This window comes from Microvirga calopogonii, from assembly GCF_003347665.1.
GTDB lineage: Bacteria > Pseudomonadota > Alphaproteobacteria > Rhizobiales > Beijerinckiaceae > Microvirga > Microvirga calopogonii.
On sequence record NZ_QDGA01000003.1, the window covers coordinates 57,284 to 81,669 of the forward strand.

A 24,386-nucleotide genomic window follows, 5' to 3' on the forward strand; every position below is an offset into this window, starting at 1 on the left:
ATTATTCGAACTCGGAGGGCGAAAGGGTCCAATGGGCCTGCACGATGTGCTCCGGCTTGGTATTGAGCTCCTTGGCGAGCGCGATCAGCAGCGGCTCGTCGGAGACCACATAGTCCAGGATTCCGGCAAAGAAGCCGGGGGACGAGGCGGCCGAGCGGATGGTGTCGGGCCTCAGGCCGGATACTGCCAGAAAGCGGCCGAGGCGCTCTTCGTCGCTTGTGATGAAGGAAAACGCCCCGAGTGCGACATTTTCGGCCTCGTCGCGGGTAACTCTTTTTAAGGGAGTGTTCATGCTGTCAATTTGCATTTCATCAATAGGTTTTGACCTAACTATACCATCAAATGAACCATTGGGCCGGTGAAGTACATCCGGAGCCCCGGGGAAAGCGGCCATGAAGAAGACGGTGCTCATCGTTGAGGACAACGAACTCAACATGAAGCTCTTCAACGACCTCCTCGAGGCCCATGGCTATGCGACCTTGAAGACCAGTCATGGGATCGAGGCCATGGAACTCGCCCGGGCTCACAAGCCCGACCTGATCCTCATGGACATCCAGCTGCCCGAGGTGTCGGGTCTCGAAGTGACCCGGTGGCTCAAGGCCGACGATGAGCTGAAGTCGATCCCGGTGATCGCTATTACGGCCTTCGCCATGAAAGGCGATGAGGAGCGGATCAGGGAGGGGGGCTGCGAGGCTTATATGTCCAAGCCGATCTCCGTTTCCAAGTTCATCGCGACCGTGAAGACCTATCTGGAGGCGGACGGCAAGCCGTCTTAAGCGGGTTCAATCCAGGGCAAGAGCCGCGCCGAGGCTTGAAGCGCACCGGTCATCCCTTTGGGGCGCCTTGGCTTTAACTTTTTTGGGAAAATGCCGCTTTTTGGCCACATAGGAGCTTGCATCGCTCCATGTTTCCTATACGTTCAGCCTAAATTTCCCGCTTTAAGCGGAAGAAATGCCCTACGGATGCTCAGGTCCGCCGCATCTCCTGGGACTTCGTGGGCTCGGCCAGCCCGGGGGCAGTTCGTTGCCTCCTCAACGCTGCTCCCGGCTGGCCACCAACTTCTCCATCTGATTTCCTAATTTCAGGCGCCGAAAGGCGCCTTTTGTTTTCCAGACCTTGATCGCCAAGCGTCGGCAAATTCGCCGAACATTGGCCGAATCGCTATGTATTCCTACTTTACTCAAGCTTGGCGGCAAGAAAACCTCTCTTTAGGGAAGGGTGGGCTTCAGGCTCGATCCGGGATGCGATTGCCTGTCTGCCCTGCTACCCTGGACGAAATTGACCTAACGGGATGAGGGATTATGGATCATCGCACACCTTCGCTTCCGCCCAAGACCGCGCTGACCCGCTTCTCCGTGGGCCCTCTGTCGACGATGACCCGTCGTCTCGCGGATGTCGCTTCTGGGCGTGCTCCTGCCGATCTGGTGATCACGGGTGCCCGCGTGCTTTCGACCTATAGCGAGCGCATCGCACCGGAGCGGGAGGTTTGGATCGCGGGCGGACGGATCGCCGCCGTGAAGCCTGCGGGAGCCTATCGTCAGGTCAGTGGGACGCCGGGACGGGTTTATGACGCGAAGGGCGGCATCGTCGCTCCAGGCCTCGTCGATCCGCATATCCATATCGAGAGCAGCATGATCACGGCCTGTGCTTACGCGGAGGCGGCCCTGCTCAACGGCACGACGACGATTTTCTGCGACAGCCACGAGATCGGCAACGTGATGGATGCTGCCGGCATCGAGATGATGCTGGAGGACGCGCGCCATGCGCCGCTTTCCATTTTCCTGACGGTCCCGAGCACGGTGCCTGCGACCTCCCCGGATCTGGAAACAGCGGGCGGCGACCTCACGCCGGACAAGATCGCGCAGCTTTTCGACCGCTGGCCGGAGGCAGCTGCGCTCGGCGAGAAAATGGACTTCGTCCCCGTCACCATGGGCGACGAGCGCAGCCATGCGATTCTCGCGGCAGCGCTGGAGCGCGGCAAGCCGGTCTCGGGCCACATCTACGGCCGCGAGTTCGTGGCTGCCTATGCGGCGAGCGGCGTTACGGATACCCACGAGGCCATCGACCGGGATATCGCCGACGACTTGCTCGATGCAGGCGTGTGGATCTTCCTGCGCGGTGGCCCGCCGACGACCCCGTGGCATTCGCTGCCCGAGGCCATCAAGACGATCACGGAGCTGGGATCCTCGCATAAGCGCATCTGCGTCTGCACCGACGACCGCGATGCGGACGATCTCATGATGTTCGGGATGGATTGGGTGACGCGCGAGGCCCGCCGCGCCGGCATGAGCCGCGAGCAGGCGTGGAGCATGGGCTCCCTCCATCCGGCGACACGTTTCGGGATGGAAGGGGAGATCGGCGGGCTCGGCGGCGGTCGGCGTGCCGACGTGGTGCTGCTGAACGACGAACTCGAAGTGCAGAACACCTGGTATGGTGGCGAGCTGGTGGTCGAAAACAAGAAGATCACCCCGGTACTCGATCAGGCCCTTTCCAATCGCTACCGTTATCCTGCGGAGGCGTATCGCACAGTCCACGTCTCGAAGCGGCCGAAGCTCATTCCGGAGCTGCCCGCAGCGGTGTGCGAAGCCCATGTGATCCGCGTGGCTCTGCCCGGTATCGTGCTCTTTCACGACAAGGTGCAGCTCCAACCCGAGAAGGATTGGGATGCGCTGCTTTCCAAGAACAACCTGACCTTCGTGTCTGTCATCGAACGCCACGGCCGCACCGGCGGGGCGGGAATCGCCCATGGTCTATTGAAGGATTTCGGACTGAAGAGCGGTGCGGTCGCGAGCAGCGTCGGGCACGATTCCCACAACCTGATCGTGGCAGGAACGAACGAGGGCGACATGCAGGTGGCCCTCGATGCGATCATCGAGGCGCAGGGCGGTGTCTGCGTCGTGGATCAGGGCAAGGTCGTCGCCATGGTGCCGCTGCCCATTGCGGGCCTTCTCTCCGACAAACGCGTCACGGAGGTAGCGGCGGAGACACGCGCTCTGAAGGCCGCGTGGGACAAGGCAGGTTGCAAGATCCCTTATATGGGATTCAACCTCATCCCCCTCTCGGTCATCCCGGAGATCCGCATCACTGATAAGGGATTGGTGCTCGTGCCGGAGATGAAGCTGGTGCCCCTTTACGAAGAATGACCGGTCAGGTGGCAGGACGATCGGATCCCATGTCTGCCGCTGCCTGCTGAAGGGTCAATTCTTCGATCCGCTCGAGCAGGTCGCCTAAATCCTGCCTGAACTGCTCGAACGCAAAGCCGAGGGCGAAGATCTGTCCGAACGTCTTCCCAGGCAGTTCATGGATGAGGGTGTCCGTCCTGAGCGCTTCCGCTTCGGTGCTGAACGCATTCAACGCTTCCTCGAAGACGGCCGATTCAGGGGGAGCCTTACGCTGATGAAGCGCTGACGCGAGGTCCAAGAGCAGCCTGCGGGTCGCCTCATGCAGGGCCATGAGGGAGGGAGTGAGCTTGTCCCGAGCCGGAGCGGGCAGAGGGCTCGAGGACGCACGGCCGATCATCACGAGGTCGTGGCGTACCCGGTAGAGGGTGCGGATAAGTGGCTCCGGATCAGGGGCCTCGGTCAGGTGACTTTTGCGCTCCCGCGTTGCCTCTTCGGCAGCCGCCTCCGCCTTCTTCAGAGCAGAACGGATCTGAGGATGGAGCTTCTGGAGAGCAGAGCGGCCCTGCGGGCTGGCCGTCAGCTCAGCGATGAAAACGGAGAACAGCTCCGCATTGAGAGTCACGACCCGGGCGGCCGCCTCGGTCAGCAGAACGTGCGCCCGCGCGGGCAAAATGAACAGCGAGACGACAACGCCGACGATATTGCCGAGCGTAATCTCCAGCACCCGATCAAAGGCGGAGGCGAGGGGGCCTATGGCCTGTCCTGTAGGAGGCAGGAGCATGATCAGCGAGGTGATGGGTGCGACCCGGAACGCCGGCTTGACCGCTGCCAGAAGTGCCAAGGGGAACAGAGCCACGACGATAGTAATTCCCAGACTCAGGGGGGAATCGTGTGGAGCGAGGGCGGCGACGAGGCCGCCATAGATGGCACCGGCCAAAGTGCCGCTGAACCGTTCGACGGCGGCCTTGAGCGATGCGCCGACGCTCGCCTGCATCACGACCACGGCGGTGATCACGGCCCAGTAGCCCTGCGGCAGATCGAGGATCTTCGTGACGACATAGGCCAGCGTGCCCGCGATGGTGACCCGCAGCGCCAACTTCAATTCGGCCGAACGTGCTCCGATGCGACCGCGTATCCATTCGATCCACCCAAATGGTGCCATGCGATTCTCCGGGCGCAGAGCATAGAGGGTGGTAGGCGGAGCCAGCTATGGAAAAGTCCGGCCTGTGGCGGACCTTACTCGCGTGGCAGCACAACCAGCGCGGAGCCGCATCCCTCGCAGGTGCCGAGGCTGGGCGACGCGATCATCTGCGTCGTCCGGCATTCAGGGCAACCCTTCAGGGCCATATGGAGCGATCCCTGCATCTGGTGTGCGCTTTGACGGAACGCCTCGCTGACTTGGACGGCCTGTTCGAACATAGGCGCCTCCCATGGTGACCCTCATGCTGCGCCTGTCGCGATCCACCGTCAACCAAGCTTCCCGGCGGCTACGCGGGCTCCTTGTGCCCCGTCGGCAGCATCGTTTCCGTATGGGTGACGAGGCTCGCGACCGAGAAGATGCCGAAGAGAACATGTGGCCAGAAGACTTGATCGGAAAAGCCGAGCAGGAAGGGCGATGCCGCAAGCAGGATCCCGCCGATGCCGTCGAGCATCAGGTGCAGTGACAGAGGAGGCCTAGCTCATAGGCCGTAAGGGCGGAGTACAGGATGGCTCCCGCGCCGAACGCGATGGCAACCCACGTGGCCGGTGTCACGTCCGTGAAGCCGAAGATCCACGGCGCCGCCATGAGGGCGATCCCCAGAGACAATCGATCGCACCATGAACGGCGGTGGGCGGAAAGCGCATGACGATTTCTAATGTCAGGCCGATTTGCACCAATGTGCTTCGCTACGTCCTGTTCCTTGCCGTCATCGACGTGGCTTGTGGGAAGGCCGGTCTGCGCTAGTTCGCGGAGAACGATAGGCGAAAGGCGGAAGAGGGAATGGACAGAATTCGGTGGCAGCAGGACCAGGTGGCCGGTGTGCCGCTCAACCGGTATGTCGGCTTCGTCGGCCCCATCGAAGTCGGGAGCGTGGCTTATGACGGAAGCAATCGGTTCTGGATCTGGTCGACGCCGCTGCAGGAAGATGCCTGGGGCTATGGTCCAACGGAGCAGGCCGCCAAAGCCGCTCTGGAAGCTTGGCTCGCTTCATGGCTCGACAATTTCAGACCCTTCTTCCAGGCAGACATCCATCCTTGATCGACCGGTAGCAGGCGAGCCTGGAGGCCTGAACTGATGGCAGGAACAACGACGACCTTCGCCCTGTTGTCGCGCCGGAGGAGAGCCCGATGGGCCATATCGTTCTGCTGGGCGACAGCATCTTCGACAACGGAGCCTATGTGAGATCCGGCGAGCCGGATGTGGTGGCGCAGGTCCGTGCCAGGTTGCCGGGCGGGTGGAAGGCTACTCTGTGTGCGGTGGACGGCGCCATCACGGCCGGGATCCAGCCTCAGATGACCCGAATTCCAGCCGACGCGACTCACCTGATCGTCAGTGCCGGAGGCAACGATGCCCTGCGCAACAGCGGGATATTACGGGAGCCCGCCCGCTCCGTAGCCGAGGTGCTGGCGAGGCTCGCGGATGTCCGTGATGAGTTCGCCCGCAATTACCGCGACATGCTGGACGCCGTTCTGAGCCGGCGCCTTCCGACGGCGGTCTGCACCATCTACGATGCCCGTTTCCCGGAACCGGACGAACAGCGCCTAGTCGTTACGGCCCTGTCGATCTTCAACGACGTCATCATGCGGGAAGCCTTCTCGCGCCGGCTCCCCCTCGTCGATCTGAGGCTGATCTGCGATCATCCGGACGATTACGCCAATCCCATCGAACCCTCGGCGAAGGGCGGGGACAAGATCGCAGCCGTCATCGCCCAGGTGGTGGCGGGTAACACGATCTTCCCGCGCTCGCAGGTTTACGCCCAATAAGGGCATGCTTCGCAGTGGAGGCGACGACCCGTCCGGACCTTCGCTCGAACATGAACAAATTGTCAGAATTGTATGTATTGCATGAAGAAAAACATTAAATATTCGGCCAAGCTCCGAACCGGATTTCATGTTCCGAATTGATCTGCCAAGGATTTAGGTCCGTCACTTCTCAAGAGGTCGACCATGAAGAAGTTTGCTTTAGTGGCTGGCGCTGCGGTGATTACGCTGGCAGGTGTCGGTAGCGCTCAAGCTCAGTACTGGCGCGGTGGGTGGCACGGCGCGGGATGGCATGGCGGCTACTATCCCGGCTACTACCGTAGTGGCGGGTGGAACAACGGCGGTGCTGTTGCCGCGGGCCTAGTCGGCGGTGCCGTCCTCGGCGGCCTTCTGACCGCGGCCGCAACGCCGGCCTATTCCTATCCGGCTTATGGCTACCCAGCTTATGGCTACGGATACGGTTATCCTGCCGCCTACAGCTATCCGGCCTACAGCTACCCAGCTTACGGCTATTATTCGGCCCCTGTAACGCGCGTCGTCTATCAGCCGGTCCCGGCCTATCGGACCCGCGTGGTTTATCGCGAGCCGGCCTACAGGACCCGAGTCGTCTACAGGCAACCTCGCGTAGCGACGCGGGTCGTCTATCGCGACCAGACCCGTGTCGCCCGCCCGGTTCGGCGGGATGTGGTGACCACGGGCTCCATCAGCCATCGCGAGGTCAACAGAGTCCGCAGGATCGACGGCGTCTATCGCTAAACCTACCGAGGGTAGTCGAGGAGACCACTTCGCGCTCTCAGAAAAAAAAGCCGCCCCGACGAGGGGCGGCTTTCTGTTTGAACGGATCTGTCGGAGGCCTTACTTAATCTTGGCTTCCTTGAACTCCACGTGCTTCTTCGCGACCGGGTCGTACTTCTTCAAGTTGAGCTTCTCGGTCATCGTGCGCGAGTTCTTCTTCGTCACGTAGAAATAGCCCGTGTCAGCGGTGGAGACGAGCTTCACTTTGATCGTTGCGGCTTTGGCCATGGTCGGGACCTCTTGTTCGGTTCAGGCGCTCGGTTGGCCCACGGCATGGCCGAAACGCAAAGGCCGGGTGAACCCGGCCGGAAAATCGTGGGGTTCCCATGCCTGATTATCGCAGATCAGTCAAGGGCGGAGGGCGGATTCTTCGATCGTCCGGCTCCTCCCGTTGAGGGCGTCTCGGTAGGAACAGCCGGAAAACGGGCTATAGCAGCTCCCGCACGAAACGGCCGCGCTGCTGATGATAGAAGGGTACCGGAAGCTGATGGCTGAATCCGGCTGCGATCCGGGCCTCCAGCTCGTCCAGAATCACAGTCGTAATCGGAGGCAGGTCCAGATCCTTCGCCTTGGCGATGGTGACCCAGGCCAGCTCGACGAGCTCCGCCTCCGGTCCGACGACGCCTTCGAGCTCGTCGGCGATGGCGGTGCGGTCGGCGGCGAAGAATCGGGTATCGAACCGTCTGACGCGCTTGGGCGGCGTGATGGCGCGGCCGATGAGGTGTAATGCTTCCAAATCGGGAAAAACGCCTCTTTCCAGGAACGTCGTCCAAGCCGTGTCGGCCGGCGCACTCTCCGGGCTGCCATAATCCTTGGTGCCGAGCAGAAGCCCGGTTTCCTCGAAGGTCTCGCGGATCGCCGCAAGCGCCAGAGCCCGGCTGCGCTGAGGCGAGGGGCGAGACACGCGGGCCATGAGGGCCTGCTCCGCCCGGGGATGGAGGGCGCCGGTCACCGTCATGGAACGGTCTCCGGCTTCGATCCGACCGCCCGGGAAGACGAACTTGCCAGGCATGAACTTCAGGCCCTCATGGCGCCTGCCCATGAGCACCTTGGGGGTCTTGCCCTTGCGGTCGATGATGATGAGGGTGGCGGCGTCGACGGGACGGAGGGTGGGGAGCTTGGGATTGGTCTCAGCGGAAACGAGGCGATCCATCCTCGCCAAAGTCTCGGTATCCGTCACGGGTGTTGTCCTCGCTAGAGCATCGGACCTAAAAGTGGATCCCACTCTTAGGATTCAATCTGATGCTCCTTTTCTAGGCTGGCATTCTTCTGGTTCCGGGCAGCGCCGAAGCCATGCATACCTAGCGCGTATTGCAGCCCCACGACAGCGCCTTTCACAGGCTGGAGCAGGGCAAGGCACAGGATCAGCGTCAGGGCCGGCCAGAGCGCCAGATGCACCCACATGGGCATCTCGAGCTTCGTCTCGGTCATGAGAATCCCGTAGCCGATGAGGTGGCCGACGATGAAAATCACAATGTAGGGCGGGAGGTCGTCAGCCCGGTGATGGTGGAACTCGGTCCCGCAGGCCTCGCAGTGATCAACGACCTTGAGGAAGCGCCTGAAGAGCCTGCCTCTGTCGCAGGCAGGGCAATGGCCCAGAAAGCCGCGCTTCATGGCCGGGATGGCCTTCACCTCTTCCGTCATGGCCGTAGACGTCGTCTCGATCGTCAAAGACATCCTTAATCCCCAAAACATCAGGCGCGGCCGCGCCGCTTCACCTTCACGCGGGTCGGAGCGCGACCCTTCGGGGGAGGCGACTTGCCCGCCTTGAAACCGCGAGGCGGACGCTTCGCGCCACTCCTGGACGGCCCGCTCCGGCCGGTAACGCGGCCCTTGGTGAGAAGCTCGAACCGCAGCGCACCTGCGACGGGCGCCGCCTCGACCAGCTTCACCTCCACTTTGTCGCCGAGCCGATAGGTTTCACCCGTATCATCCCCGCGCATCGAGTGGGTCCGCTCGTCGTAGCGGTAGTAATCGTCGCCGATGGTGGCCGCCGGAACGAAGCCGTCCGCGCCGGTCTCATTCAGCTTGATGAACAGGCCTGCCTTCGACACGCCCGAGATCTGTCCATCGAATGTGGCCCCGATCCGGTCGGCGAGGAAGTGCGCGATCAGGCGGTCGATTGTCTCACGTTCCGCCGCCATCGCCCGGCGCTCTGCAGCCGAGATCTTGGCGCTGATCTCGATCAGCTCGGCCCGGGTGGTATCCGGCGGCAGCCCATCCTTGCCGAGCTTGAGCGAGGCGATCAAGGCGCGATGCACGATGAGATCGGCGTAGCGCCGGATGGGGGAGGTGAAATGGGCGTAGCGTCGAAGGTTGAGGCCAAAATGACCGTAATTCTCTGCCGAATATTCGGCTTGGGACTGCGAGCGCAGCACCACCTCGTTGATGAAGAGCTGATGCTCCGTGTCCTCGACGCTTCTCAGGATGCGGTTGAACAGTTCCGGCTTCAACGCGCCCTGACTCGGAACCTTAAGGCCGATGGAGGCCAGCACCTCACTCAAAGCACGTATCTTCTCGAGCGAAGGCTCGTCGTGCACACGGTAGATCAGGTCGGATTCGGCCTTCTCCAGGCTCTCCGCCGCAGCCACGTTGGCGAGGATCATGAATTCCTCGATGAGCTTGTGAGCCTCCAGCCGCTCCGGCACGAAGATCCGGTCCACAGTGCCGTCGGGCTTGAGCACGATCTTGCGCTCGGGAAGGTCGAGGAACAGTGGCTCGCGGATGTCACGGGCCTTTTTCACCAGCTCGTACCCGGCCCAGAGCGGCCTTAGGATCGTGTCCAGGATCGGCCGTGTCATGTCGTCAGGCCTGCCGTCGATGGCGGCCTGGGCTTGGCTGTAGGAAAGCTTTTCCGCCGAGCGCATCATGATCCGGTGGAAACTGTGGCGAATTTTTCGCCCGTCGGGGCCGATCACCATGCGGACCGCCAGGGCAGGGCGGTCCTCACGCGGTCTCAGAGAGCACAGGTCATTGGAGATGCGCTCCGGCAGCATGGGGACGACCCGGTCCGGGAAATAGACCGAGTTGCCGCGTTCCTGCGCTTCGCGGTCCATGGCCGAGCCGGGGCGCACATAGGCCGCCACGTCGGCAATTGCCACGGTAAGGATATAGCCGCCGACATTGTTAGGATCCTCGTCCGAAACGGCATGCACGGCGTCGTCATGGTCCTTGGCGTCCGGCGGGTCGATGGTGACCAGGGGAAGGTCGCGCCAGTCCTCCCGGCCATCCAGGGAAACGGGCTTTGCCTTCTCGGCTTCCTCGATGACAGCTGTCGGAAACTCGTTGGGGATGCTGTGGGCGTAAATCGCGATCAGGCTGACGGCCTTCTCCGATCGAATCTCGCCAAGGCGCTCCTTCACCTTTGCAGTGGGCAGGCCGAAACGGCCATGCTTCACCACGGACACGGAGACCAGATCCCCATTCTGCGCCTCGCCCTCATCGCCGGGCCGGATCTGGAGTTCCTGCTCACGGGCCTTCTTGTCCACGGGTACGAGCCGTCCGCCACCCTCAGGCAGGGCTCGGAAGATGCCGAGCACCTGCGCCTGCTTCTTGGCGATGATCTTGGTCACACGGCCGGAATAGCGGTGGATGTCGCCGGGCTGGAGCGGGTCGACCCTCAGCAGAGCCCGATCGCCGACGCCGGCCACCGGCATGCCAGGGCGTGGCTTGCGCGGGGCGACGATGATGATGGTCGGGATGGAGCCGTGCTCCTCTTCGTCCCATTCGGTCGGCACGGCGATCAGCTCGCCGTCCCGGTCCCGCTTGGTGATATCGGCCAGCACGACCGGCGGCAGCTGGCCCGCCTTGTGGACCGTCTTGCCGCGCCTGTCGACGATACCTTCGATTTCAAGCTCCTTGAGCAGCTGCTTCAGCCAGATCCTGTCGCTGCCCTTGATGCCGAAGCGCTGCGCGATCTCGCGCTTGCCCACCTTGCCCTGGGCATGGGCGATGAACGACAGGACCTCTTCGCGCGAGGGCAGGGTAGCCGATGGGGCAGGTTTCGAACGTTTGACCAAGAGATAAGCTCGTCGGGTTTACAGGGTCTTGTCGCATGCGAACGTTGTCGCGGCTAGTCCGGGCCGCTCGGCATCCTTGATGACGCATGGGCGGAACAAGAGATCCATTTCGGGACGGGGCTTTGCGGCCAAAAAATAAGGCCCCGATGTCGGAGCCTTTGAGGGACCGGCCCGTGGGGGCAGAATGAGCCGGTGAGTTCATAAAACGCGCCGATCAGGGGATGGTTCCAAACTATTTTGAAAAATTTTCGAGAAAGTTTTGGAGAGCCTCCTGTGACCTAACGTAACGACCGATGTACCGATCAGTATTGAGATCACCGGCACAAGGCCGGTGATGACGTTCGAACTAGGTTTGCCCTCATCAGATATCCAGATCCGCCTCATCCGCGAAGGCCGCGCGTTCCTGGATGAAGGCGAAGCGAGCCTCGGGCTTGTTGCCCATCAGGCGCTCCACGGCGTCGCTCGCTTCCGGCTTGTCATCAGCCTCCACCACGACCTTCAGGAGCAGGCGCTTCTTCGGGTCCATGGTGGTTTCCTTCAGCTGGGCCGGGAGCATCTCGCCAAGGCCTTTGAAGCGGCCGATTTCGACCTTGCCACTGCCCTTGAATACGGTCTTCATCAGCTTTTCCCGGTCGGCATCGTCGCGGGCATAGGCCGATTTAGACCCTTGCGTCAGCCGGTAGAGGGGCGGCACCGCGAGGTACAGGTGCCCACCATCGATAAGGCGGGGCATCTGCCGGTAGAAGAAGGTGATCAGCAGCGAGGCAATGTGCGCGCCGTCCACGTCCGCGTCGGTCATGATGATGACCTTCTCGTAACGCAGGTCGGAATCCTTGTAGTGGGAGCCCGTGCCGCAGCCCAGCGCCTGCACGAGATCGGAGAGCTGCTGGTTCTGATGCAGCTTCTCCCGACCTGCGGAAGCTACGTTCAGGATCTTGCCGCGCAGGGGCAGAACCGCCTGGGTGGCGCGGTCGCGGGCCTGCTTGGCGGAGCCGCCGGCCGAGTCGCCCTCGACGATGAAGAGTTCAGAGCCCTTGGCGCCGGCATTCGAGCAATCCGCCAGCTTGCCGGGCAGGCGCAGCTTGCGGGTCGCGGTCTTGCGGGCGACCTCCTTCTCCTGGCGGCGGCGCAGGCGCTCTTCCGCCCGGTCGATGACCCAGTCGAGGAGCTTGTTGGCCTGCTGCGGCGCCGCCGCGAGCCAGTGATCGAACGTGTCGCGAATCGCGTTCTCGACGATGCGGCCGGCTTCCACCGTCGCCAGCTTGTCCTTGGTCTGGCCCTGGAACTCCGGCTCGCGGATGAAGACCGAGAGCATGGACGCGCAGGTCGCCATGACATCGTCGGTGGTCACGGCCGCCATGCGCTTCGACTGGCCGACGCGCTCGGCATGCTCGCGCAGGGCACGCAGGAGCGCGATGCGCAGGCCGTTTTCGTGAGTGCCGCCCTCGGGGGTCGGCACGGTATTGCAGTACGAGACGGAGAATCCGTCCTCGTTGGTCATCCAGGCGACCGCCCATTCCAGGGAGCCGTGGCTGCCGGGCTTGGTGATCTTGCCGGAGAAGAGCTGGTCCGTGACCAGCTCCTTACCTTCGATGTCGTGGAGCAGGTAGTCCTTCAGGCCGTTGGGGAACTTGAAGGTCGCCTCGGCCGGAACGTTGTCGGTTCCCTCGATCAGGGACGGGGCGCATTTCCAGCGGATCTCGACACCGCCGAAGAGATAGGCCTTCGAGCGGGCCATCTTGAACAGGCGGCGTGGCTGGAAGTGAGCGTCCTTGCCGAAGATCTGCCAGTCGGGCTTGAAGCGCACCTTGGTGCCGCGCCGGTTGAGGACGCGTCCCACAGTTTCCAGCTTGCCCTGCGGGATGCCGCGCGAGAAGACCTGGCGATAGAGTTGCTGGCCGCGCGCCACTTCTACCTCGAGGATCTCCGAGAGGGCGTTCACCACCGACACGCCGACGCCGTGCAGGCCGCCGGAGGTCTCGTAGACCTTCGAATCGAACTTACCGCCCGCGTGGAGCGTGGTCATGATGACCTCGAGAGCGGACTTCTTCGGGAATTTCGGGTGCGGGTCGACCGGGATGCCGCGACCGTTGTCGGTCACGGAGAGCCAGCCGCCTTCCTCCAGTTCCACCTCGATGAAGGTCGCGTGTCCGGCGACCGCCTCGTCCATGGAGTTGTCGATCACTTCGGCGAAGAGGTGGTGCAGGGCCTTCTCGTCCGTGCCGCCGATATACATGCCGGGACGGCGGCGGACGGGCTCGAGCCCCTCCAGCACCTCGATTGCGGACGCGTCATAGCCGGCTTCCCCCGGCGTGCCCTGAGAGGGCGCCGGACGGGACACCTTGACGGCGGCGGTTCGGGCTGAGGCGGGTGCGGCGCGCTTAGGCCCGGCGCCCCCGAAGAGATCGTCATTGTCTGTCATTGGGACCTTGGTCCGGGATGATGATTCGCGTTTCTTTACACTATTTCTCATTCCGTTTTTATACGAGAACAAAACGGAAACGAAAAGGGCGGTCTGTGGTGACAATCCACAAATTCGAAAATCAGGCTAGGCCGTAAAGGTTACCAGCGGTTTCCCTCTAAAGGATGTCTTCCGACTGTCATGAGGAACTGTTTAAATTGCATTCACGTTGGAAAGGTTAAGCATGAGCTTAACGGGAGAAACGGGCGTGACGACGCGGACGACTTTGACACCGGCACAGAAGCTTCACCTGGACCGCGCCGCGCGCAACGCCGGCGAGGCCTTTGCCTTCGACGAGCCGGATGCCGCGCCCGCGACTCAGCGATCTTACGGCTCGAGCCTGGTCTGGCTTTCCATGGCGGCGGTGGCCGTGCTGGGTCTGAGCTTCCTCTTCTAATCATCCTCGTCGGCGCTTTTGTTCTCACCGAAGATCGAGACGAGCCAGTCCTCGATCCGTTTGCCGAAGGTCAGCATAAAGAGCGTGATCAGGGTTCCGGCGATGGTGATGAACCAGGCGCCTAAGCCCGCGGTCACGCCGAGGCCCGCCGCGATCCACACGGTCGCGGCTGTTGTCAGGCCGTGAACCCGCATTTCGTCGCGTCCGTGGAGAATCGCCCCGGCACCGAGAAAGCCCAGGCCTGTTAGGATGCCCTGCACGACACGGCTGACGGCATCCTGACTGAAATGCAAATCCTGGTAGACCGAACCAGACAGGATCACGATGGCAGAGCCCAGGGCGACGAGGCCGAGTGTTCGCATGCCGATGGGCTTGTTATGGATGTCCCGGTTGATGCCGACCACCATGCCCGCGACGGCAGCGCCGCAAAGGCGCAACGTCATTTCGAGCTGGTCGGCATACTCAACCGATAACCAGGACAGCCATTCCCGCATGGGAATCAGCCGGCCTTGGCCGTTTTCTTAGACGACGCCTTCTTCGCCGCGGGTTTCTTGGCTGCCGTCTTCTTGGCCGGGGCCTTCTTCGTGGCGGCTTTCTTTGCAGCAGGCACCTTGGCGGCAGCTGCCTTCTTGGCCGGCGCCTTGCGCCCACGGCCCGCCTTCTTCGACGGACCGGCCGCCCGGCGAGCCTTCAGAAGCTCGACAGCCTCCTCCAGCGTCACCGCCTCCGCCGCGAGGGTGCGTGGCAAAGTGGCATTGGTCTCGCCATCGGTCACGTAAGGCCCGAAGCGGCCGGCCTTCACCACGATGGGCTTGCCGGATTCCGGATCATCGCCCACGGGGCGCCCTGGATCGGCGGCACGGCGGCCGCCGCCTCCACCGCTTTCCTTCGTGACAATCAGATCGATGGCGCGGTTGGCGCCGATCTCCAGCACGTCGTCGCCGGGCCCGAGATTGGCGTAGGTCTTGCCGTGCTGAACATAAGGCCCGTAACGGCCTATGCTCACCAGGATCGGCTCGCCCGATTCCGGATGGGTCGCCACCTGACGCGGCAGAGCCAGGAGCTTCAGGGCCTTCTCCAGATCGACCTGAGCAGGCGTCATGCCCTTGGGCAGGGACGAGCGCTTGGGCTTCTCGCCCTCGCCGAGTTGCACGAAGGGGCCGAAGCGGCCGTCGCGGAGGGTGACTTCGAGGCCCGTCTCCGGATCCGTGCCCAGCACCTTCACGCCGGGCTGGCCGCCATTATCCGAGGACCCGTCGCCTTCGCCCTCGACGCCGCTGGCGGCGAGCTGGCGGGTGTACTTGCACTCAGGGTAGTTCGAGCAGCCGATGAAGGAGCCGAACTTGCCGAGCTTGAGCGAGAGCTGGCCCGTGCCGCAGGTCGGGCAGGTACGCGGGTTGGAGCCGTCGCCCCTGTCCGGGAAGATGTGAGGCCCGAGCAGATCGTTGAGAGCATCGAGGACCTCCGTCATGCGCAGCTCCTTCGTCTCGCCGATGGCGGCGGAGAAGTCGCGCCAGAAGTCGCGCAGCACCTGTTTCCAGTCGATCTCGGAATTGGAGATCCGGTCTAGCTGCTCCTCGAGGTCCGCTGTGAAGTCGTATTCCACATAGCGGCGGAAGAAGCTCTCCAGGAACGCCGTGACGATGCGGCCCTTGTCCTCGGGCACGAGCCGTTTCTTCTCGATGCGCACGTATTCGCGGTCGCGCAGGGTCTGCAGCACGGCCGCATAGGTCGAGGGGCGGCCGATGCCGAGCTCTTCCATGCGCTTCACGAGGGAGGCTTCCGAGTAGCGCGGCGGCGGCTCGGTGAAGTGCTGGCTCGCGTTGATGCGGCGGCGCTCCAGGGGATCGCCCGCTTTCATCGGGGGCAGGCGGCCTTCGTCCTCATCCGCCTCGTCGTCCTTGCTCTCGTTATAGAGCGTAAGGAAGCCGTCGAACTTGATCACCTGGCCGGTGGCGCGAAGATCGAGCTTGCGCGGTCCGACCTGGGCCAGAATATCCGCCGTGGTGCGCTCCAGCTCGGCCGATTCCATCTGGCTCGCGATGGTGCGCGTCCAGATCAGGTCGTAGAGACGGGCCTGCTCGGGCTCCAGGTACTTGGAAACCTGCTTCGGCAGGCGGCTCATGTCCGTCGGGCGGATGGCCTCGTGGGCTTCCTGCGCGTTCTTGGCCTTGGTCGAGTACTTGCGCGGCGCGCCCGGCACATAGCGGTCGCCGTATTCCTTGCCGATCACCCGGCGGGCGGCCTGAACGGCTTCCGGCGCCATGTCGACGCCGTCCGTACGCATATAGGTAATGAGGCCGACCGTCTCGCCGCCGATATCAACACCTTCATAAAGCCGCTGCGCGATGCGCATGGTTTGTGCCGGCGCAAGGCCCAGCTTGCGCGAGGCCTCCTGCTGCAGAGTCGAGGTGGTGAAGGGCGGGTAGGGGTGCCGTTTGGCGGGCTTGGCCTCGATGTTCGCGACCGAGAAGGTTGCGAGTTCCAGGTCCTTCTTGAAGGCTTCTGCGTCCTTGCCGTTGCCGATGTCGAGGCGCTGGATCTTCTTGCCGTCGGCGCCGACGAGACGCGCGTCGAACACCGCGCCCTCCTTGGTGGCCAGGGTCGCGATCAGGGACCAATATTCGCGCGGCTTGAACGTCTCGATCTCGAGCTCGCGGTCGCAGACGAGGCGCAGCGCCACAGACTGCACGCGGCCGGCCGAGCGGGCGCCGGGAAGCTTGCGCCAGAGAACGGGGGAAAGGGTGAAGCCGACGAGGTAGTCCAGCGCCCGGCGGGCCAAATAGGCGTCGACCAGCGCTTGGTCGATCTCACGCGGCTGGCGCAGGGCGGCCTGCACGGCATCCTTGGTGATCGCGTTGAAGGTGACGCGCTCGACGGGCAGGTCCTTCAGGACGCGCTTTTCACGCAGAGCCTCCAGGACGTGCCAGGAAATCGCCTCGCCTTCGCGGTCCGGGTCGGTGGCGAGGATGAGCTTCTCGGCTCCCTTGATCGCCTTGGCGATATCGGAGACCCGCTTCGAGCCCCTGTCCTCGAGCGTCCAGATCATGCGGAAATCGGCATCCGGGTCGACCGAGCCATCCTTGGCGGGCAGATCGCGGATATGCCCGAAGGAGGCCAGGACCTCGTAATCCTTGCCGAGATACTTGTTGATCGTCTTGGCCTTGGCAGGCGACTCGACGACGAGGACTTTCATGAACGACTTCCTAAAAGCGGGAGCAGGCGGAGGCCCCGTTGCCAGGGCTGGCACGTCGGCGAGCCCCTGACCGACGCAGGGCGGGATAAGTGGTTGATGATCGCGGACAAGTCAAATCGGACTTGTCCATATGTTCCCTATATGGCCGTGAAGGCGCGCTCCAGCAAGGGACCGACCGCCTCTCCGAGGTCATTGGCGCCAATCATCCGGGCCGGAGCAGCAAGGCGGGTGAGGGCGTAGGCCTGTGTGATCTGGGCCGGCGCGGAGCGGGCCAGGGCTGCTGTGGCGGCAAGGACGAAGAGCCGTTCGGCCACGAATCTCGCCTTCGACTCGGGGTCGGAGGATTGCAGAGCCAGGACGATGTCCCGGGCGGCCTCGGAGGCTCCCGGAAGGTCCGCGACATCCGCCATCAGGCGCTCCAGAACGGTGGCCGCGACCTCCGGTTCCCGGTTCTCCGCGCGCAGGATATCGAGGGCGATCACGTTGCCCGAGCCCTCCCAGATCGCGTTGACCGGGGCCTCCCGGTAGAGCCGAGGCAGGGCGCTCTCCTCCACGTATCCGTTGCCGCCGAGGCACTCCATGGCCTCGTAGAGGAGGCGCGGGGCCGCCTTGCAGATGCCGAACTTGGCCGCCGGGGTCACGAGCCGGGCATAGGCCGCCTCGTGGTCGTCGGTGCGCGCCAGATCGAAGCTGCGGGCGGTCCGCAGGGCAAGGGCCGTCACGGCCTCGCTCTCCAGGGCGAGGTCCGCCAGCACCATCCTCATGGTCGGCTGATCGATGAGCTTCCTCTGGAAGACGCTCCGATGGCGGGCATGGTGCATGGCAAGAACCAGTCCCATCCGCACGAGACCGGCCGAGGCCACGGCGCAGTCGAGGCGGGTCAGCTGCACCATCTCGATGATGGTGCGCACCCCGCGTCCCTCCTCGCCGATTCGCCACCCGAAAGCTTCGTGGAACTCGACCTCCGAGGAGGCGTTCGAGCGGTTCCCGAGCTTGTCCTTGAGCCGCTGCAGGCGAAGCCCGTTGAGGGATCCGTCGGGCCGGAAGCGGGGGACGAGGAAGCAGGTGAGCCCGCCGGGAGCTTGGGCCAGGACCAGAAAGGCGTCGCACATGGGCGCCGACATGAACCATTTGTGCCCGGTGAGGACATATTCGTCCCCGGCCGTGGCTGCCGCCCTGGTGGAGTTGGCCCGGACATCGGTGCCGCCCTGCTTCTCCGTCATGCCCATGCCGAGGGTAACGGCCGTCTTCTCCCAGAAGGGAATGAAGCGGGAATCGTAATCCCGCGAACGGATCCTCGGCAGCCACTCGGCGAGCAGGGTCGGGGAGGTGGCAAGCGCTGCCACCGAGGCATGGGTCATGGTGATGGGGCAGATGTGCCCGCTCTCGACGCCAGCCGCCGTATAGATTCGAGCCGCCCGCGCCACGTGGGCGTGAACGGTTCGCTGCTCGTCCCAGGTCGAGGCATGAAGCCCGTCCTCCATGCTGGCTCGCATCAGCACGTGATAGGCCGGGTGGAACTCGACCGCATCGATACGATAGCCTCTTGCATCATGCGTGCGCAGCTTCGGCGGGTTCTCGTTGGCGAGCCTGCCGATGTCCAGCCGCTCCGCCGTGCCCCAGGCCTCGCCGAATTCCATGAGCCGTTCGGCCTCCACATCGACGCCGTTGACTTTCAGGCTGTCGAGCAGGGGACGGTTCGTGGCGATGAGATTCACGTCGCCGAAGGGGGGAGTCTGGTTGAAGACCTCGTGGGTGTCATGGTTCAACGACATGGCGTGACCCTCGGAGAGATGTTCCTCTTATTTTAGGGCGTCATGGCAGAAACGATGACTGTCTAGTGTTCCGTACCAACGTCACCTCCGGCCTTGTGCCCGTGATCCTGATTGCATGAGGCCCCGGGCCCTTCAGTATCGAGATGACCGGGACAGGCCCGGTCATGACTTGGGCGCGTGCCATAGTCGGGGCTAGTCAGTCCCTGGGCAAAATGTGAAGCCGGGCCAAATCCGTTGCTTGCCGCCGTTTCCCGGAGCGCCTATAGCCATCGCTTTAAGATGAGTGACGCCCCCCGATCCATTTTTCCCCACCGGCATCTCCTCGGCATCGAGGGGCTGTCTCCCTTGGACATTCAGGCACTTCTCGATCTCGCCGACAGCCAAGTCGAGGTGAGCCGCCAGATCGAGAAGAGCAAGTCGAGCCTTCGCGGCCGGACGCAGATCAACCTCTTCTTCGAAGCCTCCACCCGCACGCAATCGTCCTTCGAGATCGCCGGCAAGCGGCTCGGCGCCGACGTGATGAACATGCAGGTCGCCTCGTCTTCGGTGAAGAAGGGCGAGACCCTGATCGACACGGCCGTGACGCTGAACGCCATGCGGCCGGACATTATCGTCGTGCGGCATCACGCGGCCGGCGCGGTGCATCTCCTCGCCCAGAAGGTCGATTGCTCGGTGGTCAATGCGGGCGACGGCGCCCACGAGCATCCGACCCAGGCCTTGCTCGATGCCCTGACCATCCGCCGCAACAAGGGGCGCATCGCCGGTCTCACAGTGGCGATCTGCGGCGACATCCTGCATTCCCGCGTGGCGCGTTCCAACATGATCCTGCTTGCCGCCATGGGTGCGCGCGTGCGCCTCGTCGCACCCTCGACGCTGCTGCCTCCTGGCATCGCGCGCCTCGGTTTCGAAACCTTCACGAGCATGAAGGAGGGGCTGAAGGATGCGGACATCGTCATGATGCTGCGCCTGCAGCGCGAGCGCATGAACGGCTCCTTCGTGCCCTCCGTGAAGGAATATTTCCGCTTCTACGGGCTCGATCAGGAAAAGCTCGCCTTCGCCAAGCCCGATGCCCTCGTGATGCATCCGGGGCCGATGAACCGGGGCGTGGAGATTTCCTCGGACGTGGCCGACGGCGCGCAGTCCCTGATCCGTGAACAGGTCGAAATGGGCGTCGCCGTGCGCATGGCGGTGCTGGAGGCTCTGGCGAGCCATCTGCCGAACCGGTGAGACGCGTCATGAGCAACCAACCCATCCTCTTCAAGAACGCCCGCCTCATCGACCCCGCCAGCGACCGTGAGGAGCGCGGCGGTCTTCTGGTACGCGACGGAGCAATCCAGGCTGTCGGTCCGCAGGTGACGGAAGCGACCGACGCGCAGGTGATCGATTGCGCAGGCCAAGTGCTCGCCCCCGGTCTTATCGACATGCGCGCCTTCATCGGCGAGCCGGGCGGGCCCTATCGCGAGACTCTGAAAAGCGCCGGGGAGGCGGCCGCGGCGGGTGGTGTCACGACGGTCGTATCCATGCCGGATACGAACCCGGTGCTCGACGATCCGGCCGTCATCGATTTCATCGTGCGCCGGGCGCGCGACACGTCCATCGTCAATATCCGCCCGGCGGCCGCTCTGACGAAGGGTTTACAGGGGCAGGAGATGGCGGAGATCGGCCGGCTCATGGAGGCCGGCGCGATTGCCTTCACGGACGGTGCGCGCTCCGTCACGAATGCCCAGGTCATGCGACGGGCGCTCACCTACGCCCGCGACTTCGACGCGCTGATCGTCCACCACGTGGAGGATCCCGACCTCGTGGGGCAGGGCGTGATGAACGAGGGGGAATTCTCCTCGCGGCTCGGGCTCCCGGGCATCCCGCGCGAGGCCGAGACGGTGATGCTCGAACGGGACGTCCGTCTCGTGCGGCTTACGGGCGGACGCTATCACGCGGCGATGATTTCCTGCGCCGATTCGGCCGAGATCGTCCGGGCTGGGAAGGGAAAGGGGCTGCCGGTCACCTGCGGCGTCTCGATCAATCACCTGGCGCTCAACGAGAACGATATCGGCGATTACCGGACGTTCATGAAGCTCTCGCCGCCCCTGCGCCATGAGGACGACCGGCAGGCGGTCATCGAGGCATTGGCCGATGGCACGATCGACGCGATCGTATCGGACCATAATCCACAGGATGTTGAGAACAAGCGGCTGCCCTTCGCTGAGGCAGCGGACGGAGCGGTGGGGCTCGAAACGCTGCTTTCGGCCGCCTTGCGCCTCGTCCATGCGGGCCGCATTTCCCTGCCCAGACTCCTGCGGGCTTTGTCTACGAGACCCGCCGAAATCCTTGGGCTTTCCGGGGGACGCCTGAGCGTAGGCGCTCCCGCCGATCTGATCGTCTTCGATCCGGATGCCCCTTACGTGCTCGACAAGCGCCAGCTCAAGTCGCTGTCCAAGAATTCGCCCTTCGACGAGGCGCGCCTCGAAGGCCAGGTCTCCACGACGATGGTGGCGGGCAGGGTGGTTTTTCATCGCGATACGATGTAACGAGATATGAATGTCTGACGAAGCCAACCTCCTGCACCTGCTCACCGCGCTGGTCTTCGGCTACCTCCTGGGTTCGATCCCGTTCGGCCTGATCTTCACCCGGATGGCTGGCTTAGGAGATGTGCGCAAGATCGGCTCCGGCAACATCGGCGCCACGAACGTTCTCCGCACCGGCCGGAAGGGCTTGGCGGCCGCTACCCTGCTCGGCGACGCCCTCAAGGGAACCGTCGCGGTTCTGGTCGCCGCGCAATGGGGCCCGCAATTTGCCACGGTCGCCGCGCTCGGGGCCTTCCTGGGGCATCTTTTTCCGGTCTGGCTCAGGTTCAAGGGCGGCAAGGGCGTTGCAACCTTCATAGGCGTGCTGATCGGCCTCAAGCCGCTGGCGGCTCTGATCTTCTGCCTGATCTGGCTCGGGGTGGCCTTCGCCAGCAAGTACTCCTCACTCTCCGCCCTGATCGCGAGCGCTGCGACACCTGTGGTTCTCTGGCTTCTCGGGGAGCCCGGCATGGCCGGTGTGTCGATCATCCTCGTGGCGCTGCTCTGGTGGAAGCACAGCCAGAACATCAGCCGTCTGCTTGCCGGGACCGAGGGCAAGATCGGCCAGAAGGGCTGACCCATGATCCTGACGGATGAGCAGCGTCTCGATTGGCTTCGCCTCATCCGGTCAGAGAAGGTCGGTCCGCGCACCTTCCGCGCCCTCGTGAACCAGTATGGCGGCGCGGCCGCTGCCTTGGAGGCGCTGCCGGATCTCGCCCGTCGCGGCGGGCGCCTGATGCTGAAGGTCTGCAGTCGGGCGGAAGCCGAAAAGGAGATGATCGCCGCTGCCCGTCTCGGCGTTCGTTTCATCGCCATGGGCGAGCCGGACTATCCGAAGACCCTGAAGGCCATCGATACAGCCCCGCCTCTCATCGCAGTTCGCGGCTCTGCCGCCGTTCTGGCTCGCCCTTCGGTCGCCATCATCGGATCGCGTAATGCGTCCGCCTCCGGCCTCACTTTCGCGGAACGCCTGTCGCGCCAGCTCGGTGAGGCTGGTTACGTGGTCGTCTCGGGGCTTGCGCGCGGGATCGACACGAGGGCCCACAAGGCAAGCCTGGAAACCGGAACGGTCGCCGTACTGGCGGGTGGTCACGACCGCATCTATCCATCGCAGAACGAGTCGCTCCTCCTGTCCATCGTGGAGCAGGGAGGTGCGGTGGTTTCCGAGATGCCGATGGGCTGGGAGCCACGTGGGCGCGACTTTCCGCGCCGGAACAGGATCGTGTCGGGACTCTCCTACGGCGTTGTGGTGGTCGAGGCGGCGCGCCGGTCCGGTTCTCTCATCACGGCGCGGTTTGCCCTCGAACAGGGGCGCGAGGTCTTCGCCGTTCCAGGCTCGCCCCTTGATCCCCGGGCCGAGGGGACGAATGACCTTATCCGCGAAGGCGCCACGCTCTGCGCTGGCATCGAGCACGTGACCAGCGTCCTTGAGCCGCTGATCGCCTCAGGTCCGGAACTCGACCAGGGGGCCGAAGAACCACAACACGTGATCGGTGTGGAAGAACTTTGGGACGAGCTGGATCTGCCCGATATCATCCGCCCACCGGTGCGGCCGGTCGCGCCCGATGCGGGCTTCGACGAGGAAAGAAGTGAAGCCGAGGCCGACCTGATCGCGTTCCTCGGCCCATCGCCGGTGGCTATCGACGATCTCGTCCGGCAGTCGGGACTCTCCATCCGCAACGTTCAGATGGCGCTGCTGGAGCTCGAGATGGCCGGGCGCCTCGAACGCCATGGTGGCAATGCGGTGTCGCTCATCGTCGGGCGCTAACCCTTCAAGGAATCCCTGTCCGTCGCCTGCAGAGCCCTGATGGCCTCCAGCCGCGCCATGTCGAGGAGATAGGCGAGGAGGTCGAGTTTCGTCTCACGAGCGAGATAGGACAACTCGGCCGAAAACTCTGAGATGTATTGAGCCGTCTCCTGAGCAGACATGTTCGCTCGGTTCGGGAGGACAGTCTCCGCCTCTTTATTGGCCTGGAAATCGAGGGGATGGCGCGGGGTTTTGGACATCGAGGCTGTCACTGTCTCCATGTTTCAGTTCATTTAGATAGCAGCACAACCTAAAATCAGACAAGTGGGTCATATATAATCTGTGGTTGCAATCGACGATCGCCGTGGGGATTGACCGTGGCGGCAGGGCGAGCACTTCCAGGGTTTTAGGGAACGGAAGGGGCGCGTCTGTCTCTGAATCGGGTGTCTCAAAAATTGTGCGAGCCATCGACAGAAGCCGAATAAGCTTGCATTGGAGTTCCGATCTCCCACTCCACTTGTGTTGTCCGCGTAAGCTCCGAGGCATTGATGATCCACGTGACGAATTCCATCGCGCTCGATGAGTCGGAGCTTCAGGAGAGCTTTATCCGTGCCTCCGGGCCGGGCGGTCAGAACGTCAACAAGGTCGAGACGGCCGTTCAGCTGCGCTTCGATGTACGCAATTCTCCCTCGCTGCCCGATTACGTGAAGGAAAAACTGGAAAGGCTCGCCGGAAAGCGGCTGACCAATGAAGGCGTTCTGATCATCACCGCCCAACGCTTCCGCACACAGGAGCGCAACCGCGAGGACGCGGTGGAGCGTCTTGTGGAGCTGATCCGTCAGGCGACCGAGCGCCCGAAAACGCGCCGTCCCACCCGGCCGACGCTCGCCTCGAAGAAGCGCAGGCTGGAGGCGAAGGGGCGACGGGCCGAGATCAAGAAGGGTCGCAGCGGCAAGCCGGGCTTCGATTGAGGATTTACCCCTTAAGAACGATGCCGCCGAAGCCGAGAAGATCGGCGAAGACGGCCAGCACGACCCCGAGCCCGACGAGGATGAGGCCGGCGAGAAAGAACCGGACCGAGCGGTTGTAGCGATCGAGCAGGAGCGAGGAGACCAGCAGAAGATCCGCCAGCGCCTTCACCTGCAGGGCGAGACCCAACGTGATCAGGGCCACCGAGACAAGGTCCGAATGGCTCCATTCCCCTGGTAGTGCCGACCAGCGGCTCAGGAACCCGAGGGAGAAGCCGACGATGACGCCGATGGCCATGATGGAGCCGTTGCGGAAGGTGGCATCGACCCGTTGCAAGTCTTCGGTTGTGACAGATTCAGCAGCTTCCTTCCCCATTCTCA

At 63.5% G+C, this 24,386-nt stretch carries 26 protein-coding genes; 12 read left to right on the forward strand and 14 right to left on the reverse strand.

The features are described 5' to 3' along the window. Window position 1: 1 nt before the first annotated feature. Window positions 2-292, reverse strand: coding sequence for a DUF3572 domain-containing protein (locus DDF70_RS04610; protein ID WP_114943695.1), 291 nt, complete (start codon window positions 290-292; stop codon window positions 2-4). Window positions 293-392: 100 nt separating this feature from the next. On the opposite strand from DDF70_RS04610, the gene DDF70_RS04615 reads away from it, so the two are divergent. Together DDF70_RS04615 and DDF70_RS04620 are read left to right on the forward strand one after the other, a co-directional pair. Further along, window positions 393-776 (forward strand): response regulator, encoded by a 384-nt coding sequence (locus DDF70_RS04615; RefSeq protein WP_036351276.1) that lies wholly within the window; start codon window positions 393-395, stop codon window positions 774-776. A gap of 525 nt (window positions 777-1,301) precedes the next feature. Further along, window positions 1,302-3,143: an adenine deaminase gene (locus DDF70_RS04620; protein ID WP_114943696.1), complete on the forward strand. Its 1,842-nt coding sequence runs from the start codon at window positions 1,302-1,304 to the stop codon at window positions 3,141-3,143. Window positions 3,144-3,147: 4 nt separating this feature from the next. Here DDF70_RS04620 and DDF70_RS04625 read toward each other — a convergent pair whose 3' ends face one another. After that, window positions 3,148-4,284, reverse strand: a complete 1,137-nt coding sequence (locus DDF70_RS04625; RefSeq protein ID WP_114943697.1) for an FUSC family protein — start codon at window positions 4,282-4,284, stop codon at window positions 3,148-3,150. A 74-nt stretch (window positions 4,285-4,358) separates the two neighbouring features. Further along, complete coding sequence (locus tag DDF70_RS04630) at window positions 4,359-4,541, reverse strand: hypothetical protein (RefSeq protein ID WP_114943698.1); 183 nt, start codon at window positions 4,539-4,541, stop codon at window positions 4,359-4,361. Window positions 4,542-4,552: 11 nt separating this feature from the next. Between DDF70_RS04630 and DDF70_RS37420 the strand changes: the two genes are divergently transcribed. Beyond that, window positions 4,553-4,786 carry a hypothetical protein gene (locus DDF70_RS37420; RefSeq protein WP_205772394.1) on the forward strand — a complete coding sequence of 78 codons (234 nt, stop codon included), beginning with the start codon at window positions 4,553-4,555 and terminating at the stop codon, window positions 4,784-4,786. Here the strand turns inward: DDF70_RS37420 and DDF70_RS37425 are convergent. Then, window positions 4,774-4,908, reverse strand: a complete 135-nt coding sequence (locus DDF70_RS37425; RefSeq protein WP_205772395.1) for an SPW repeat domain-containing protein — start codon at window positions 4,906-4,908, stop codon at window positions 4,774-4,776. The genes DDF70_RS37420 and DDF70_RS37425 overlap by 13 nt on opposite strands. Window positions 4,909-5,103: 195 nt before the next feature. On the opposite strand from DDF70_RS37425, the gene DDF70_RS04640 reads away from it, so the two are divergent. From DDF70_RS04640 to DDF70_RS37430, 3 genes are all read left to right on the forward strand, one after another. Next, a complete protein-coding gene (locus DDF70_RS04640) occupies window positions 5,104-5,361 on the forward strand; it encodes a hypothetical protein (RefSeq protein ID WP_114943699.1) in 258 nt (85 codons plus the stop codon). Between the two features lie 89 nt (window positions 5,362-5,450). Beyond that, window positions 5,451-6,086, forward strand: coding sequence for an SGNH/GDSL hydrolase family protein (locus DDF70_RS04645; RefSeq protein ID WP_114943700.1), 636 nt, complete (start codon window positions 5,451-5,453; stop codon window positions 6,084-6,086). Window positions 6,087-6,269: 183 nt separating this feature from the next. Beyond that, a complete protein-coding gene (locus DDF70_RS37430; protein WP_205772396.1) occupies window positions 6,270-6,839 on the forward strand; it encodes a hypothetical protein in 570 nt (189 codons plus the stop codon). Between the two features lie 99 nt (window positions 6,840-6,938). On the opposite strand, the gene rpmG is transcribed toward DDF70_RS37430, so the two are convergent. The 5 genes from rpmG to parE form a co-directional block, all read right to left on the reverse strand. After that, window positions 6,939-7,106 carry a 50S ribosomal protein L33 gene (rpmG, locus tag DDF70_RS04655; RefSeq protein WP_009491004.1) on the reverse strand — a complete coding sequence of 56 codons (168 nt, stop codon included), beginning with the start codon at window positions 7,104-7,106 and terminating at the stop codon, window positions 6,939-6,941. Window positions 7,107-7,305: 199 nt separating this feature from the next. After that, complete coding sequence (locus DDF70_RS04660) at window positions 7,306-8,031, reverse strand: NUDIX hydrolase (protein ID WP_245435378.1); 726 nt, start codon at window positions 8,029-8,031, stop codon at window positions 7,306-7,308. 74 nt (window positions 8,032-8,105) lie between these two features. Beyond that, entirely contained in the window at window positions 8,106-8,555 is a 450-nt protein-coding gene (locus DDF70_RS04665) for a DUF983 domain-containing protein (protein WP_114943702.1), read from the reverse strand. A 17-nt stretch (window positions 8,556-8,572) separates the two neighbouring features. Further along, entirely contained in the window at window positions 8,573-10,897 is a 2,325-nt protein-coding gene (gene rnr / locus DDF70_RS04670) for a ribonuclease R (RefSeq protein ID WP_245435366.1), read from the reverse strand. 361 nt (window positions 10,898-11,258) lie between these two features. Next, entirely contained in the window at window positions 11,259-13,319 is a 2,061-nt protein-coding gene (gene parE, locus DDF70_RS04675) for a DNA topoisomerase IV subunit B (protein ID WP_114943703.1), read from the reverse strand. A 247-nt stretch (window positions 13,320-13,566) separates the two neighbouring features. On the opposite strand from parE, the gene DDF70_RS04680 reads away from it, so the two are divergent. Then, on the forward strand, window positions 13,567-13,755 hold the full coding sequence (locus tag DDF70_RS04680) for a hypothetical protein (RefSeq protein WP_205772397.1): 189 nt from the start codon (window positions 13,567-13,569) through the stop codon (window positions 13,753-13,755). Here DDF70_RS04680 and DDF70_RS04685 read toward each other — a convergent pair. The 3 genes from DDF70_RS04685 to DDF70_RS04695 all read right to left on the reverse strand — a co-directional run bounded on the left by DDF70_RS04685 (window position 13,752) and on the right by DDF70_RS04695 (window position 18,726). After that, the gene (locus tag DDF70_RS04685) at window positions 13,752-14,198 is read right to left on the reverse strand and encodes an MgtC/SapB family protein (protein WP_245435367.1); all 447 of its coding nucleotides are present in this window, start codon (window positions 14,196-14,198) and stop codon (window positions 13,752-13,754) included. The two genes, DDF70_RS04680 and DDF70_RS04685, sit on opposite strands and share 4 nt — an antisense overlap. Before the next feature lie 56 nt (window positions 14,199-14,254). After that, window positions 14,255-16,951, reverse strand: a complete 2,697-nt coding sequence (topA, locus tag DDF70_RS04690) for a type I DNA topoisomerase (protein ID WP_114943706.1) — start codon at window positions 16,949-16,951, stop codon at window positions 14,255-14,257. Between the two features lie 137 nt (window positions 16,952-17,088). Continuing rightward, a complete protein-coding gene (locus DDF70_RS04695; RefSeq protein WP_114943707.1) occupies window positions 17,089-18,726 on the reverse strand; it encodes an isovaleryl-CoA dehydrogenase in 1,638 nt (545 codons plus the stop codon). A gap of 279 nt (window positions 18,727-19,005) precedes the next feature. Here DDF70_RS04695 and DDF70_RS04700 point away from each other — a divergent pair, with 279 nt between their 5' ends. Genes DDF70_RS04700 through dprA form a run of 4 tightly spaced genes read left to right on the forward strand, consistent with a single transcriptional unit; the run spans window position 19,006 to window position 23,058 of the window. Further along, window positions 19,006-19,953: an aspartate carbamoyltransferase catalytic subunit gene (locus DDF70_RS04700; protein WP_114943708.1), complete on the forward strand. Its 948-nt coding sequence runs from the start codon at window positions 19,006-19,008 to the stop codon at window positions 19,951-19,953. An 8-nt stretch (window positions 19,954-19,961) separates the two neighbouring features. After that, entirely contained in the window at window positions 19,962-21,254 is a 1,293-nt protein-coding gene (locus tag DDF70_RS04705; protein WP_114943709.1) for a dihydroorotase, read from the forward strand. 10 nt (window positions 21,255-21,264) lie between these two features. Then, window positions 21,265-21,867 carry a glycerol-3-phosphate 1-O-acyltransferase PlsY gene (plsY, locus tag DDF70_RS04710; protein WP_114943710.1) on the forward strand — a complete coding sequence of 201 codons (603 nt, stop codon included), beginning with the start codon at window positions 21,265-21,267 and terminating at the stop codon, window positions 21,865-21,867. Window positions 21,868-21,870: 3 nt separating this feature from the next. After that, on the forward strand, window positions 21,871-23,058 hold the full coding sequence (dprA, locus tag DDF70_RS04715) for a DNA-processing protein DprA (protein WP_114943711.1): 1,188 nt from the start codon (window positions 21,871-21,873) through the stop codon (window positions 23,056-23,058). On the opposite strand, the gene DDF70_RS04720 is transcribed toward dprA, so the two are convergent. After that, window positions 23,055-23,297 carry a hypothetical protein gene (locus tag DDF70_RS04720; RefSeq protein WP_162820218.1) on the reverse strand — a complete coding sequence of 81 codons (243 nt, stop codon included), beginning with the start codon at window positions 23,295-23,297 and terminating at the stop codon, window positions 23,055-23,057. The genes dprA and DDF70_RS04720 overlap by 4 nt on opposite strands. A gap of 288 nt (window positions 23,298-23,585) precedes the next feature. Between DDF70_RS04720 and arfB the strand changes: the two genes are divergently transcribed. Next, a complete protein-coding gene (gene arfB, locus DDF70_RS04725; protein WP_114943713.1) occupies window positions 23,586-24,008 on the forward strand; it encodes an alternative ribosome rescue aminoacyl-tRNA hydrolase ArfB in 423 nt (140 codons plus the stop codon). Between the two features lie 4 nt (window positions 24,009-24,012). Here arfB and DDF70_RS04730 read toward each other — a convergent pair whose 3' ends face one another. Further along, entirely contained in the window at window positions 24,013-24,381 is a 369-nt protein-coding gene (locus tag DDF70_RS04730; protein WP_114943714.1) for a hypothetical protein, read from the reverse strand. Window positions 24,382-24,386 lie beyond the last annotated feature (5 nt).